Here is a 14,115-nt window from a genome sequence, read left to right as displayed (position 1 = left end):
GACGGAGGGTCCATTGCCACGTCCGGTGTTGACCCTGACACCGTGTCAGGCCGCAGGATGAGGCGGTGTTCAGCATCGGAGAATTCGCCCCACTGGGCCGCGTGTCGGTGCGGATGCTGCGCCACTACGACGCGATCGGCCTCCTGTGGCCCGCCGCGACGGATCCGGGCAGCGGGTACCGCCACTACCGCGCCGACCAGCTGCGCCGGCTCAACCGGATCATCGCCCTGAAGGACCTGGGACTCACGCTCGCGCAGGTTGCCGACATCCTCGACGACAAGGTCACCGTCGAGGAGCTGCACGGCATGCTCCGGCTGCGGCGCGCACAACTGGAGGAGCAGCTCAGGGCCGATGCCGCCCGGCTGGCCGGCATCTCGGCGCGGCTGCGCATGATCGAACAGGAGGGGCACATGAGTACTGAAGACGTCGTGTTGAAGCGCATCCCGCAGGCGCGCGTCGCCGAGCTTTCGGCGGTGGCCGCCAGCTACGAAGGCCCGGACATCGGGCCGGTGATCGGGCCGCTGTACCAGGAGATGTGGCGGCGGTTGAACCAGACCGGCGCGACGGTGACCGGTTCGCCGATCGCCTACTACGTGCCGGAACCCGGCGCGGACGGCGACGGTCAGGAGGTTCGGGTGCACGCGGCCGTCGAGGTGGCCGCCGGCACGCCGGCCGGCGACGGCACGCTCGACATCCTCGACCTGCCCGGGATCGAGGCCGCCGCCACTATCGTGCACCGGGGCCCGATGGACGAGGCGTTCCGCAGCATGCAGATCCTGGCCAGGTGGATCGACGACAACGGCTACACGCCGGTCGGGTACGCCCGCGAGGTCTGCCTCGAGTTCGACCCGGAGAACCCGGCGAACTGGGTGCACGAGTTCCAGCTCGGGGTCGTGCGCCCCTGACGGTTGCGGGGCGGCGGCCGAGCGGCAGCGGGAGCGTGCTCGGGGGAGTCCCCGTCAACTGCGCGAGTGGTTCGATACCAGGCCTCGCCGCCGATATGGCGCACAGGCAGAGGTTGCGGCGACGGCGCAGCGATAGCCTGCCGTCATGGGGAGCGCCGAACTGGATGAGTTGATCGTCGCCAACGCCGATGCGCTGCGGATGTGGTTGTCGGCCAACCACGCCACGTCGCCCGGTGTCTGGCTCGCGCTGACCAAAAAAGGGCGGCACAGTCACGACGCTGACCTGGCAGCAGGCCGTCGACGAGGCCCTGTGTTTCGGCTGGATTGACGGGCAGGCCCGTAAGTTGGATCAGGAAACCTCCTGGATCCGGTTCACCCCTCGCCGGCCCCGCAGTTCCTGGTCTCAGCGCAATGTCGCCCACGTGGCCCGGCTGGAGGCGGAGGGGCGGATGCTGCCCCCGGGTCGGGCCGCGGTGGAAGCCGCGAAGGCGGACGGGCGCTGGGCGGCGGCCTACGCCCCGCCGTCGGAAGCCGAGGTGCCGGACGACCTCCTCGCCGCCATCGCCGCCGACCCCGACGCCCAGGCCATGTTCGACGTGCTCACCAAAACCAACCGGTTCGCTCTCATCCACCGCATCAATGCCGTCAAACGAGCGCAGACCCGCGAGCGGAAGATCGGCGAGTTCGTCGCCATGCTCGCCCGTCACGAGACCATCTACCCGCAGAAGGCCAAGCCTCCACGACATTGATGACCGACGACGCCGTTCGGTAGCCTCTTACACGCTCTGACAACGTCTGACGTCGGCGTCTGACATGGGGGATACATGGAAAACCAGCGTGCTGCGGGTCAGTTAGGTCCGGACCGCGTGGCCGCCGAGGAATTCGCCGAACAGCTGCGGACACTGCGGACCGGCGTGGGCAATCCGTCGTTCCGGAAGATGGCGGGGCGGTCGGGCCGGATCTCGCACACCACGCTGCACGAAGCTGCCGCTGGAACAAGGTTCCCCTCCTGGGAGACCACGCGCGAGTTCGTCCGGGCCTGCGAGGCCGACGAGGCCCAGTGGCGGTGCCGCTGGGAGGATGCTCAGCGCGCGGGAACAGCCCACGCCGGTCCCGACGGCGTCCGGGCACCGGTCAACGTCGATTCCCAGACCGGCGCCGGCATGTCCGACGCTGTGGCGACTCGCGTCGTGGCCGCCGAGACGTCCGGCGCCGTGATCGCTGCGACGGCCGGTGGGCCCGTCGTGTCCGGCGTCGCCACGTCCGCCGACCTCGTGCCGGCGGGCCCACGCGCGCTGCGGGGCGCGGAGCACCTGCCGGCGGTGCAGGACGAGGTCGCGGCTGCGCGACGGCACCGGTTGCCGTGGCTCGCCGCCGCGGCGACCGTGGTGGTGGTGGCGCTGGTCGCCGCCCTGGGCGTCGCCGTCCGCGGCCGCTCAACCCCGGGCGGCTCGGGCGCCGTAGCGGCGTCGTCGTCGCCGCAGCCGCCGCCGTTCTCGGACGCGTTGATTCCCGGCGACTCGAGCAAGTTCGTCGCCGACGTCACCATCCCTGACGGTACGCGGGTGAAGGTGAACGCCCGATTCGAAAAGGTATGGGCGCTCAAGAACGTGGGATCGGTCGCCTGGCACAACCGCTTCCTCGCGCGGACGAACCCCACCGCTGACGATGACGATTGCCAGACACCGGATCGGGTGGCGATCGGCGACACGCCGCCCGGCGAGCAGGTGATGATCAGTGTGGTGGTCACCGCGCCGAACCGTCCGGGGAAGTGCTGGGTCAGCTGGAAGATGGTCGACGAGCACGGGCAGGAGTTCTTTCCCACCCGCCGGCCGGTGTACTTCATGGTCACCGTCACCGCCTGAGCGCGCCCGGCGGCAGCCGCGGTCAAGCCCGCCGAGCTGCCGCCCCGGTCGATCTCCCGGGTGCTCGGTCACCCCGACGGCTGTCAGCGTGCGACCGCCCGATGTCAGACCCGGGTGCCGCCCAACCTGACAACACCGCATCCATCGAGGTCGGTCACGGCCTGACGGATCTGACAGGGCAGCGGGGGTACCGAACAGCACGTCTCCTCTCGCAGGGTGATGTCCGTTCCGAACGAGACTCACCAGCTACGAGGAGGACCGACCTTGCGCCGTCCCTGGTTGACCGTCGGGCTCGCCGCGCTCTGCGTGGCCGTCGGCGTTCCGGCCCATGCGTGGGCCGCGACATCCGGCGCCACAGCGCAGCGGACCGTCACCACGGCCGCGCGGCCCGTCGTGGACATGGAGGCCACCGTCCTGGCCGCCCAGATCGACCCGCGCCGTGCCGACAACACCCTGACCCCGGGTGCGAAGAGTTCCGTGCTCGCCGTAGAACAGGCGCTGCAGGCTTCGAACCTGTTGGACGCGCAGTGGGTCGACGGCTACTTCGGCACCCAGACCGTCGCGGCGTACGCGGCCTACCAGCGCTCGCTCGGCTACACGGGCCTGGCGGCGAACGGGCTGCCCGGCACGACGTCGCTGACGAAGCTTGGGCTCAACCGGTACACCGTCGGCAAGACGATCGGTCCGGGCGCGAAGGTCCAGCGTGACGGGTACGTCGTCGACGCCCGCACCCAGGCGATGCTGGCCGAGGCCCAGCGTCTGCTCGGCTCCACCCTGGTGCTCGAGCAGGGCTCGTACAACCCTGGGGGCGACCCGACCTCGGCCGGTACGCACGACGGCGGGGGTGTGGTGGATATCGCGGTCACCGGCATGACCGCGGCCAAACGCACCGCCGTCGCCCGGGCCCTGCGCCAGGTCGGCTTCGCCGCCTGGGTCCGTGACCCCAGTCAGGGTGACTGGCCGTGGCACATCCACGCCACGGCGATCAACGACACGGACCTGTCCAGCCAGGCGCAGCACCAGGTCGGCGACTACTACCTCGGCATGAACGGCCTGGCCAACCGCGGCCCGGACGACGGCCCCCAGGTTCCGATCCTGACCTGGGAGCAGTACCAGCGCGGGCACTGACCCGCACCCGACCCGATCCACCACCATCGCTCACTGTCCACGAGAGGACACCATGAACATCCGCAAGAACCTCGCCGTCGTCGGCGCAGCGCTCGCCATGACCACCTCCATCCTGAGCGTCGCCTCGCCGGCACAGGCGGCGTCCCGCGACGGAGTCTGCGACAGCGGTGAATTCTGCTACTTCTACAACAGCAACTACGCCGGTTCTATCTCGGACTTCACCGGGTCGATCGAGGACTACGGCACGACCCAGCCGTCCTGCTACGAGTTCAAGGGCGCGGGCGCCGGACAGGGCCTGTGCGTGAAGAACAACGCCGCGTCGGTGTGGAACCGCACCAGCAAGACCGTGGTGGTCTACTTCAACAGCAACTTCGCCGGTGCGAGCCAGTCGTTCGCGGCCGGGGCGAAGGCCAACCTCAACGCGACGTTGAAGAACAACAACGCCTCGCACAACATCGGCGGCACCAGCGGCACCTTCCCGGCCGACCCGCGCGCGGCCGACGCCGTCGCGTTCGCGAAGGCACGCCTCGGGCACACCGACTGGAACAACGAGTGCGAACTGTTCGTCGAGCGTGCGTTCGGCACCAGCGGCCGGTTCGCCACGGCCCGCACCCACTACCAGTGGCAGAAGGACAACGGGCGCATCCACACCGGCTCGGTGCCGCCCGCCGGAACGGCGGTGTTCTTCACGTCCACCACCTCGGCCGGGCACGTCATGCTCTCCATCGGCGGCAACAGCGCCATCAGCACCGGCCCGACCGTGTACCAGACCAACACGTTCCGGGACCGGTCCGACTACCTGGGCTGGGCCTACGTCCCCAGCGGCTGGTGACCCGGCATGCGCGCACAGCTGCGCCTGAACGGCGCCCAGCCAGCTTCCAGCACTTCTGATCGGCGACCACGGATGACCATCCTGAAAAGAATTCCGGCCATTCTGGCCGTCCTGGTGGCGGCGCTCGCCTTCGTCGCGGTGGCGCCGGGCGCGGCGTCCGCGGCCGCCCGCGACGGGGGCTGCGACAGCGGCGAGTTCTGCTACTACTACAACAGCAACCAGGCCGGCTCGGTCTCCGACTTCACCGACTCCCTGGACGACTACGGCACGACCCAGCCGACCTGCTACGACTTCAAGGGCGCGGGCGCAGGCCAAGGCGTGTGCGTGAAGAACAACGCGGCGTCGGTGTGGAACCGGACCGGCAAGACCGTGCGGGTCTACTTCAACAGCAACTTCGCCGGTGCGAGCCAGGACTTCGCCGCCGGGGCGAAGGGCAACCTCAACGCCACGCTGAAGAACAACAACGCCTCGCACGAACTGCTGAGCGGGCCGACGGGCTGCAGCACGGACGGCACCAACAGCAAGCTGCCAAGCACCATCCTGGTCTACCGGGTCAGCCTCGGCCGAGTCGACCGGGTCGACTTCAAGACGTACGTCAAGAACGTCCTCCCGAACGAGTGGGTGCCGAGCTGGCCGAGCGCCTCGCTGGAGGCCGGTGCCGTAGCCGTCAAGAGCTACGGCTGGTACTGGGCGCTGCACTCGACCCGCAAGACCCCCGGCGGTCAGTGCTACGACGTCCGTGACGACACCGGCGACCAGGTCTACCGGCCGTCGTCGGCGCAGGCGTCGACGTCCGCCGCGGTGGACAGCACCTGGTCCACCCGGATGACCCGCAGCGGCAACATCCTGCAGGCCCACTACTGCGCGACCACGACCGCGTGCGGTGGCTGGGTGACCGGGGACTGGCTGTCGCAGTACGGCTCGCGTGACCTCGCGAACTCGGGCAAGAGCTACCAGGCGATTCTGCGCTACTACTACAGCGACGTCGTCATCTCCTGACGTCACGCGCGAACCGTGCCGCCCACCGCGATCCGCGGCGGGCGGCACGCTCGCGGCCGTGACAGGTCTCGCCGCCACCCGCCGGCCGGCGCGATGCCGCGACAGCTACCGTCCCGGCGTACGGGACGCGTACAACACCGGCGTGACCTGCGCGAGGAGCAGCTTCCCCTGCCGCTCCTGACCCTCGGGTTGCGGCAACACGTTGCCCGCCGCCGTGGGCACGAATGGCCTCCCGCGCCCGACCGCCCCGTGGTGCGGCGTCTGATGCCAGCCGGAGGCTGTGACTTCAGGGCCGGACCACCTCACGAGCACACGGGTTCTGGCCTGTCTACGGCGGCGACCGTCAGGAGGTGACCGGCGTCGTCGTACCTGAGGGGCTTGCCGATGGCGACGCCGGGTCGGTGGACGCGGAACCGCTGGGCGCCGGGCTGCTCGGCCCCGGCGTTCCGCTCGACGGGGTCGGACCAGGCGTGGACGGGGACGTGGTGGGAGTGCCGGACGGGCCGGGCGTGCCGGACGGGCTGGGGGTACCGGACGGGCTGGGTGGGGCGGTGGGCGGGGGCAACGAGGGGGCACCGGTCGGTCCGGGCGTCGGCTTCGTGGTCGGTGGTCTGGTGGCCGGACTTGTGGCCGTCGGCTTCGGTGCGCCGGTCGCCGGGCGTGGAGTCGCCGGGGCGGCGGTCGGCTGCCGCACCGGCTCGGTCCGGGCCACCTGATCAGTCGGCGGGATGTCGGTGGGAGACGGACCGGAGACGGCGGCGGCACTGGGCGTCGCCGGGGGATCCGGCGTGGGGGTGGCCGGTGCCGGCCGGAGGCCCGGCGCGCCGGTGGCCGGCGCCGGCGCGGCGCTGCCGGGGTCAGCCTCGGCGTCTCCGATCAGCGCGAAGCCGAGACCCGCTCCGCCGACCAGCAGGGCGGCGAGGGCTCCGGTCGCGACGGGCAGCGCGGCCGAACGGGGTGGGCGGGGACGCCGGTGGGCGGGCAACGAACGCTCCTGACCTGCTGGGATGGGGCTGGCGCGACGACGCCGACCCATGACCCTGCCGCCCGCCCTGTGCGACCGCCAATGGCCAGACGGCGGAGGTGGCCGGGATCACGACCAGGCAGGCATGGGGCGGCCGAAGCAGCCATCAGACCGACATGTCGGACGGGTGCACCGATGCGGCGGGAGGCATCGCGCTGTTGCGGCTTGCCGAACAGGCAGTAGTCAACCGGCTGCAGCCACCGCCGCGCGGCACCCCGCCGTCGGGCGGCGTTCCTGAGGGTCGCCAACCTGATGGTGCATCGCTGTGGCTCCTGGTGCCGGGGATCCTCGCCCGGTTGCTCTCGTCCGGCCGGCGCATCCCGCCGGTGCCGGCTCACCGGCCGCTGGGTGGCGGAGGTCAAGGAGCTGCCCGCCCGGTAGGTCGGGCCGGGCGGGGCGCCGGGGACGACCGCCCACCCGGCGCGGCCGTCGCAAACACGCGCTGATCGACGTCCTTATGGTCGCCGCTAAGGCGTGAGACACAGGCGTCCCGGCGTTCTACAGCGCGGAGATCGAGGCGGGCGCACGCTCGGCACGGCTGAGGGCCCGCAGCACGTTGGTGGCGCCGTGCCGGCGTATGGCGATGCGGGAGAGCACGTCGACGACGGTCTCGATGGCCTGGGCGGGCAGTTCGGGCGCCGGAACGCCGACGCTGTAGGCGAGATCGTCGCAGTGGACGACGACTTCCAGGAGCCGACTCGTCACGAAGTCGTCCAGGCTGATCGACCACGCTCCCCAGGTCGGGCGGCGCACCGGCCGCGAAGGCGCAGCCGGCAGCACGGCTCGTAGCTCTTCCACGGTCGCTTCCACGCGGGCGGCAAGCGCCGCCGGGCCATCCGCGGCGTCCTGTTCGCCACTGGTGCGGATGAGGACGTTGAACGGATCATCGAGGTCTGACCCGATCCAACTCACCCGCGCGTAGTACTCGTGGAGTGGCATGACCTTCTCGGTGGGCACCGGTTCGGCGAGCACCTTGGGGATGAAGAAGATCTGCCCGGCCAGGTGTCCGGCCAGCCCTCGAACGCTCAGCTTCGCCAACGCGCTCGGCTCATGCCAGGCAGCGGCCACCTGCGGGGCGGCGAGCAGCTTCGCCGCTGACGCTGCCGCACTCAGGTAGAGCTCTCGGATCTGCGCCATGTCGAAGCCCCTGTGGTCAGTGGTGCATGCCGGTGTCCGGCAACGTCAACAGCAAGATCCCGGCGGGCATTCCACCCCGCGGTCCCCAACTGGCCGCCGGCTTCCCGCGCTGCCAGCCAGACGCTCGGCGAGCGCCCGGGGAGGGGGCGGCCAGGTGCCATCTCCCACTCCACTGGCGAGCATCGAAGACTTACGTGCTCACCCCGCAAAGCATTCGGGCTGTTCATGCAAACCGATCCCGGATATTGTCCCCGCCATCGTCTCAGGCAGGAGGTTTCCGGTGGTCAGGAAGCGTGCGCTTCGCATTGTCGTCGGTCTCGCCGCACTCTCGCTCGCCGTCACCGGCTGCGGCCGCTCGACCAGCGGCCAGACGCCGCAGGCCGGTGCCTCCGCCTCGGTCGCCGCCGACGCCAAGGCGGCCGACCTGGTCCCGGCCACCCTCAAGGAGAAGGGCGTCCTGCGGGTCGCTACCGCCGAGGGCTACCCGCCGATGGAGATGTACAAGGAGGGGACCCAGGACCTGATCGGCGTCGACCCGGAGCTGGCGGCGGCGATCGCCGGGCGGCTCGGCCTGAAGCTGGAGATGACCAACGCCAGCTTCCCCGGCCTGATCCCCGGTCTGCAGGCCGACCGGTGGGACCTGGCGATGTCCTCGATGAGCGACACCGAGGAGCGCCGCAAGGCCGTCGACTTCGTCGACTACTTCCAGGCCGGTGGCGCCATCATGGTGGCCAAGGGCAACCCGGCCGGGGTGAAGGACCTGGCGGACCTGTGCGGCCGCGCCGTGGTGCTGGCCAAGGGCAGCTCCAACCTCGCCATCGGCGAGAAGCAGAACACCTCGTGCGCCAAGAAGATGACCATCTCGCAGAGCGAGGACGCCCCGACCGGCCTGCTGCAGATCGACGCCGGGCGCGCGGTGGCCACCATCGTCGACTACCCGGTCGCCAAGTTGCTGGCCACGCAGAGCGGCAAGTACGAGGTGCTGGAGGCCCAGTACGAGGCCGGCCCGTGGGGCATCGCGATCGACAAGAGGGACAGCCAGCTGCGGGACGCCGTCCAGCGGGCCCTGCAGGAGCTGATCGACTCGGGCGATTACACCAAGCTCCTGGAGAAGTGGGGCGTGCAGGGCAGCGGTGTGCAGACCGCGACGGTCAACGACCAGAAGTGAGCACACCGGTGGACACGACCGCCACGGGCCCGGCTTCGGCCGGGCCCGCCGGCCCGGAGGTGAACCGGATCAGCCACCCGCTGCGGCCGGGGCGCTGGCTGGCCGCCGGGGTGACCGCCCTGGTCCTGGCCTGGCTGGCCTGGAGCATTGCGATCAACCCGAACCTGCACTGGGACATCGTCGTCAAGTACCAGTTCGACCGGGTGATCCTTCAAGGGCTCTGGGTCACCGTCCAGCTCACGGTCGCGTCCATGGTGATCGGTGTGGTGCTCGGCGTCGTCGTGGCGCTGATGCAGGTCTCCGACAGCCGCGTCCTGCGCGCCGGCGCCATGGCCTACGTGTGGTTCTTCCGCGGCACGCCGCTGCTGGTGCAGCTGATCTTCTGGTTCAACATCGCGCTGATCTTCCCCGAAGTCGGGTTGGGCGTGCCGTTCGGCGGCCCAAAGCTGATGACCTGGGAGACGAACACCCTGGTCACCGGATTCGTCGCGGCGCTGCTCGGGCTGAGCATCAACGAGGGCGCCTACATGAGCGAGATCGTCCGGGCCGGCCTGCGTGCGGTCGACCCGGGCCAGCAGGAGGCCGCGGCGGCCCTGGGCATGTCCCGCATGAAGATCATGAGGCGGGTGGTGCTGCCTCAGGCGATGCGGATCATCGTGCCGCCGACCGGCAACCAGTTCATCTCCATGCTGAAGACCACCTCGCTGGTCTCGGTGATCGCCGGCGCCGACCTGCTCACCGTCGCCCAGCGGCTCTACCTGACCAACTTCGAGGTGATCGCCCTGCTGATCGTCGCGTCCGTGTGGTACCTGGTCCTGACCACCGTCGCCAGCATCGGCCAGTACTACCTGGAACGCCGGTTCAGCCGCGGCTTCGGCGCCACCGCCCCGGGAACCCTGCGCGGGCGGATCACCCGCAACCTGCGCTTCACCGGGAGCGCCCGATGACCCCGCCCATGGTGCAGTGCCGGTCCCTGCGCAAGAGCTTCGGCCGGCTGGAGGTGCTGCGCGGCATCGACCTGACCATCGAACGCGGACGGGTGGTCTGCGTGGTCGGCCCGTCCGGCTCCGGCAAGTCCACCCTGCTGCGCTGCCTCAACCACCTCGAGGAGCCGCAGGCGGGCCGCGTCTACGTCGACGGCGAGCTGATCGGATACGAAGAGCGCGGCGGCCGGCTGCGGCCCCTGCCGGACGCCCGGCTGCGCCGCCAGCGCGAGTCGATCGGCATGGTCTTCCAGCGCTTCCACCTGTTCCCGCACCGCACCGCGCTGGAGAACGTGATGGAGGGCCTGGTCGCGGTGAAGGGCGTCCCGACTGCCGCCGCGCGGAGGCGCGCCGCCGACCTGCTCGACCGGGTCGGACTGGCCGACCGCGCCCACCACTACCCGGCGCAGCTGTCCGGCGGCCAGCAGCAGCGGGTGGCCATCGCCCGCTCGCTGGCCATGTCGCCGAAGCTGATGCTCTTCGACGAGCCCACCTCGGCGCTCGACCCGGAACTGGTCGGGGAGGTGCTGGAGGTGATGAAGGACCTCGCGGCGAGCGGCATGACCATGATCGTGGTGACCCACGAGATGGGCTTCGCCCGGGAGGTCGGCGACCACCTCGTCTTCATGGACGAGGGCCTGATCGTCGAGCAGGGCCCGCCCCGGGAAGTGCTCGCCGCGCCGCGGCACGACCGTACCCGCGCCTTCCTGTCGAAGGTGCTCTGATGACGCGGCTGGACCTGCTGGTGACCGGCGGGGACGTGGTCGACGGCACCGGCTCGCCGGCCCGCCCCGCCGATGTGGGCGTGCGCGACGGGCGGCTCGTGCTGTTGCCCCCGGGCAGCCGCACTCCTGCCGCCGACGTCATCGACGCGTCCGGCCTCACCGTCACGCCCGGCTTCATCGACGTGCACACCCACTCCGACCTGCTCGCCGGGGACGACGCGCAGCGGGAGGTGCTGCGCCGGGCGCCGCTACTGCAAGGCGTCACCACGGAGATCTGCGGCAACTGCGGCATCAGCCCGTTCCCGGTCCCGCGTCAGCGTGCCGAACCGGTGCGGGAGCTGATCGCCGCGACGTTCGGGCCACCCGCGTCGGCGTACGGGTCGTTCGCCGAGTTCGCCGACGCCCAGGGCGTGGCCCGGCGCAACCACCTGGCCGCCCTCGTCGGCCACGGCACGCTGCGCGCCGCCGTGGTCGGTTTCGCCCAGCGGCGGGCCACCCCGGCGGAGATCCAGGCGATGTGCCACCTGCTCGACGAGGCCCTGGCTGCCGGCGCGGCCGGCCTGTCCACCGGCCTGATCTACTCCCCGGGCGTCAACGCCGGCACCGACGAGGTCATCGCGCTGGCCCGGGTCGCGGCCGCGCACGGCAAGCCGTACGTGACACACCTGCGCGACGAGATGTCCCAGGTCGAAGCCGCACTCGAGGAGGCCATCGAGATCGCCACCGCCGCCGGGGCGGCGCTGCAGGTCTCCCACCACAAGACCGCCGGCCGGCGCGCCTGGGGCGCCACCGTCCGCACCCTCGCCCGACTCGAACAGGCGCGCGCCGACGGGCTGGACGTCACCTGCGACGTCTACCCGTACACCGCCGGCAGCACGGCCCTGCACGCGATGTTGCCGCCGTGGCTGATCGCCGACGGCGTGCCGGCGATGCTCGCCGCCGCCGCCGAGCCGGCGGTCCGCGACCGGATCCGCCACGACCTGGTCGCCGGCGTGCCCGGCTGGGAGAACACCGTCGGCAACGGCGGCTGGGACCTGATCCGCGTCGCGTCCGCCCCGAACAACCCTGACGCGCAGGGGCACACCATCGCCGACCTGGCCGCCGCGCGCGGCGTCGACCCCGTCGACTACGCCTGCGACCTGCTCGCCGCCGAGCACGGCGACGTCACCATCCTCAGCCACTCCATGCACGAGGACGACGTACGCCGGGTGCTGGCCAGCCCCCTGACCATGCTGTGCTCCGACGGCGTACCGAAGGGAGGTCGCCCCCACCCGCGGTGGGCGGGCAGCTTCGCCCGGGTGCTCGGCCACTATGTTCGCGAGGTGGGACTGCTGGACCTGCCGGGGGCCGTGCACAAGATGACCGGGATGCCCGCGGCCCGCTTCGGCCTCCGCGACCGCGGGCTGCTCGCCGACGGGTACGCCGCCGACCTGGTGGTCCTCGACCGGCACAGAGTCACCGACGGCGCCATCTACGACGACCCGCTGGCCAGGCCGGACGGGGTGCGGTGCGTGCTCGTCGGCGGCCGGGTCGTCGTGAACGGCGGCGAGGTCACCGACGCGCGGCCGGGCCGGGTGCTGGCCGTACCGGATCGGCCGCTCGCCGTGCCGGGGCGGCGATGAGCCCGGCGGTGCGCATCGGGGCGTTGGTGCGGCGCCTCGACGACGGCCGCACCCTCTCGACCGACCCCGACCTGGTCCTGCCGCTGGCCAGCGTCGGCAAGGTGCTGCTTCTCGGCGAGGTGGCCCGCCGGCTCGCCGACCGGACCCTTGAGGCGGACCAGCCGGTCGAGCTGCTCGACGCCGACCGGGAGGTCGGCGGCACCGGCCTGCTCGGCCAGCTGTCGCCCCGGCGGTGGACGGTCGCGGACCTGGCCACGGCGGTCGCCGCGGTCAGCGACAACGCCGCCACCAACGCCCTGCTGCGGCTGGTGACCCTGGACGCCGTGCGGGACCTGGCCCGCGGCGCCGGGCTGCGGGACACCACCGTGCACGACCGGATCCGCGCCGCACGCGGCCCCGGCGTACCGGACACCTTCGCCGCCGGCACCGCCGGAGAACTCTGCGCGTTCCTCGCCGAGGTGGCGAAGGGGACCTGGCAGAGCCCGCAGGCGTGCGAGCTGCTGCGCGGCTGGCTCGCCGGGAACACCGACCGCACGATGGTCGCCGACTCGATCGGCCACGACCCGTGGTCGGGCGACGGCGTCCGGCTGGAGAACAAGACCGGCACCGACAGCGGGGTACGCGCCGACATCGGCATCGTGTCCGGCCGGCACACCGTCGTCTACGCGGTGATCGCCGCGTTCGCGCCGGGGGAGGAGCGGGCCGCCGTCGCCGAGCTGCGCCGCTGGGGTACGGCGGTCGACCGGCTCGCCGGACCCCACCGTTCCGACAACTCCTGACTGAGCGCCGCTGCCGCGTCGCGCAGCCGCTCGACGAAGCTGCCGACCACCGGGTTGGGGTTGCCGGAACGCAGCGCGACGCCGATCTCCCGGTACAGCTTGGCGTGGGCGAGCTGACGCACCGCCACCCCGCCGGGGTTGCGCAGGCCGAGCGACGGCACCAGCGCCACCCCGACACCGGCCCGGACCAGGCCCAGCACGACCTCGTAATGGTCGCTGCGGCAGCGGATCCGCGGCGCGAAGCCTTCCGCTCGCGCCGCCAGCTCCAGCACCGACACCTCGCCCTGCACGCCGAGGGTGGTGATCCACGGCTCGGCGGCGAGGTCGGCGAGCCGCAGCCGCCGCCGGCGGGCGAGCGGATGATCCGGAGGAAGCACCACCAGCTGGGGGTCCACCATCAGTGGTTCGACCTTCGCGTACGGCGATTCCTGGGCCGGGCTCAGCGGATGGTCGAAGACGACCACCAGGTCCAGTTCACCCTGGTGCAGGCGGGGGAGTAGTTCGTGCGGCTGCCCCAGGATCAGCGCCAGCTCGACCTGCGGATGGTCCCGGGTGAAACTCGACAGCGCGCGCGGCAGAAGTTCGGTGCCGGCGGTGGCGAAGAACCCGATCCGCAGCAGTCCCTGGCGGCCCTCGCCGTGTGCGGCCAGCTCGTCGCGGGCGGCCGACATCAGGTCGGAGATCTGCTGCGCGTAGTCCGCCAGGCGCTGGCCCGCGACCGTGAGCCGCAGACTGCGCGGCCCCCGGTCCACCAGGGCCACCCCGGCCTCCTGCTCCAACGCGGCGAGCTGGTGGGAGACCGCGGACGGGCTCAGCGCAAGCCGCTCCGCCGCGGCGACGATGGTGCCGTGGCGGGCGATCTCCAGGATGACCTGCAGGCGTGCGGTGTTGAACATCGGCGGGTTGCCTCCCTGCTTCGAGGCGGTGCGGCCAGCTGTTGACCTCCAC

13 protein-coding genes and 1 pseudogene are annotated in these 14,115 nt (G+C 71.5%); 12 read left to right on the top strand and 2 right to left on the bottom strand.

Features of this window, described 5'->3' with window-relative positions:
- The first annotated feature begins 65 nt into the window (after positions 1 to 65).
- From ABZ452_RS27280 to ABZ452_RS27250, 7 genes and pseudogenes are all read left to right on the top strand, one after another.
- Positions 66 to 905 (top strand): MerR family transcriptional regulator, encoded by an 840-nt coding sequence (locus ABZ452_RS27280; RefSeq protein WP_357948639.1) that lies wholly within the window; start codon positions 66 to 68, stop codon positions 903 to 905.
- 145 nt (positions 906 to 1,050) lie between these two features.
- Positions 1,051 to 1,654: pseudogene (locus ABZ452_RS27275) on the top strand (YdeI/OmpD-associated family protein).
- A gap of 117 nt (positions 1,655 to 1,771) precedes the next feature.
- Positions 1,772 to 2,770, top strand: coding sequence for an NBR1-Ig-like domain-containing protein (locus tag ABZ452_RS27270; protein WP_357948637.1), 999 nt, complete (start codon positions 1,772 to 1,774; stop codon positions 2,768 to 2,770).
- A gap of 264 nt (positions 2,771 to 3,034) precedes the next feature.
- Complete coding sequence (locus ABZ452_RS27265) at positions 3,035 to 3,898, top strand: peptidoglycan-binding protein (RefSeq protein WP_357948634.1); 864 nt, start codon at positions 3,035 to 3,037, stop codon at positions 3,896 to 3,898.
- 52 nt (positions 3,899 to 3,950) lie between these two features.
- Positions 3,951 to 4,730, top strand: a complete 780-nt coding sequence (locus tag ABZ452_RS27260; protein ID WP_357948631.1) for a peptidase inhibitor family I36 protein — start codon at positions 3,951 to 3,953, stop codon at positions 4,728 to 4,730.
- Between the two features lie 72 nt (positions 4,731 to 4,802).
- Positions 4,803 to 5,729, top strand: coding sequence for a SpoIID/LytB domain-containing protein (locus tag ABZ452_RS27255; protein WP_357948628.1), 927 nt, complete (start codon positions 4,803 to 4,805; stop codon positions 5,727 to 5,729).
- A gap of 350 nt (positions 5,730 to 6,079) precedes the next feature.
- On the top strand, positions 6,080 to 6,445 hold the full coding sequence (locus tag ABZ452_RS27250; protein ID WP_357948625.1) for a hypothetical protein: 366 nt from the start codon (positions 6,080 to 6,082) through the stop codon (positions 6,443 to 6,445).
- An 806-nt stretch (positions 6,446 to 7,251) separates the two neighbouring features.
- Here the strand turns inward: ABZ452_RS27250 and ABZ452_RS27245 are convergent.
- Positions 7,252 to 7,890 carry a maleylpyruvate isomerase N-terminal domain-containing protein gene (locus ABZ452_RS27245; RefSeq protein ID WP_357948622.1) on the bottom strand — a complete coding sequence of 213 codons (639 nt, stop codon included), beginning with the start codon at positions 7,888 to 7,890 and terminating at the stop codon, positions 7,252 to 7,254.
- A gap of 280 nt (positions 7,891 to 8,170) precedes the next feature.
- Here ABZ452_RS27245 and ABZ452_RS27240 point away from each other — a divergent pair, with 280 nt between their 5' ends.
- From ABZ452_RS27240 to ABZ452_RS27220, 5 genes are read left to right on the top strand one after another with little or no spacing between them, the layout of a single operon-like run.
- On the top strand, positions 8,171 to 9,058 hold the full coding sequence (locus ABZ452_RS27240; RefSeq protein WP_357948619.1) for an ABC transporter substrate-binding protein: 888 nt from the start codon (positions 8,171 to 8,173) through the stop codon (positions 9,056 to 9,058).
- Entirely contained in the window at positions 9,055 to 10,005 is a 951-nt protein-coding gene (locus tag ABZ452_RS27235; protein ID WP_357948616.1) for an amino acid ABC transporter permease, read from the top strand. Before ABZ452_RS27240 ends, ABZ452_RS27235 begins: the two co-directional genes overlap by 4 nt.
- Entirely contained in the window at positions 10,002 to 10,766 is a 765-nt protein-coding gene (locus ABZ452_RS27230; protein ID WP_357948613.1) for an amino acid ABC transporter ATP-binding protein, read from the top strand. The genes ABZ452_RS27235 and ABZ452_RS27230 overlap by 4 nt, the downstream gene beginning before the upstream one ends.
- Positions 10,766 to 12,388, top strand: a complete 1,623-nt coding sequence (locus ABZ452_RS27225; RefSeq protein WP_357948610.1) for a D-aminoacylase — start codon at positions 10,766 to 10,768, stop codon at positions 12,386 to 12,388. Before ABZ452_RS27230 ends, ABZ452_RS27225 begins: the two co-directional genes overlap by 1 nt.
- Positions 12,385 to 13,167, top strand: coding sequence for a serine hydrolase (locus ABZ452_RS27220; protein ID WP_357948607.1), 783 nt, complete (start codon positions 12,385 to 12,387; stop codon positions 13,165 to 13,167). Before ABZ452_RS27225 ends, ABZ452_RS27220 begins: the two co-directional genes overlap by 4 nt.
- On the opposite strand, the gene ABZ452_RS27215 is transcribed toward ABZ452_RS27220, so the two are convergent.
- Positions 13,050 to 14,063: a LysR substrate-binding domain-containing protein gene (locus ABZ452_RS27215; RefSeq protein ID WP_357948604.1), complete on the bottom strand. Its 1,014-nt coding sequence runs from the start codon at positions 14,061 to 14,063 to the stop codon at positions 13,050 to 13,052. The genes ABZ452_RS27220 and ABZ452_RS27215 overlap by 118 nt on opposite strands.
- Between the last annotated feature and the right edge of the window lie 52 nt (positions 14,064 to 14,115).

The sequence above is a fragment of the Micromonospora sp. NPDC005707 genome (genome assembly GCF_040631005.1).
GTDB lineage: Bacteria > Actinomycetota > Actinomycetes > Mycobacteriales > Micromonosporaceae > Micromonospora.
Note: the sequence above shows the minus strand (reverse complement) of the source record. Positions and strands in the feature narration are given on the sequence as shown.

Excerpts from the sequence above, each read along its gene's own strand:
- ABZ452_RS27215 (WP_357948604.1), bottom strand. The coding sequence starts at position 14,063 with ATGTTCAACACCGCACGCCTGCAGGTCATCCTGGAGATCGCCCGCCAC.
- ABZ452_RS27230 (WP_357948613.1), top strand. The coding sequence starts at position 10,002 with ATGACCCCGCCCATGGTGCAGTGCCGGTCCCTGCGCAAGAGCTTCGGC.
- ABZ452_RS27225 (WP_357948610.1), top strand. The coding sequence starts at position 10,766 with ATGACGCGGCTGGACCTGCTGGTGACCGGCGGGGACGTGGTCGACGGC.
- ABZ452_RS27260 (WP_357948631.1), top strand. The coding sequence starts at position 3,951 with ATGAACATCCGCAAGAACCTCGCCGTCGTCGGCGCAGCGCTCGCCATG.
- ABZ452_RS27255 (WP_357948628.1), top strand. The coding sequence starts at position 4,803 with ATGACCATCCTGAAAAGAATTCCGGCCATTCTGGCCGTCCTGGTGGCG.
- ABZ452_RS27245 (WP_357948622.1), bottom strand. The coding sequence starts at position 7,890 with ATGGCGCAGATCCGAGAGCTCTACCTGAGTGCGGCAGCGTCAGCGGCG.
- ABZ452_RS27220 (WP_357948607.1), top strand. The coding sequence starts at position 12,385 with ATGAGCCCGGCGGTGCGCATCGGGGCGTTGGTGCGGCGCCTCGACGAC.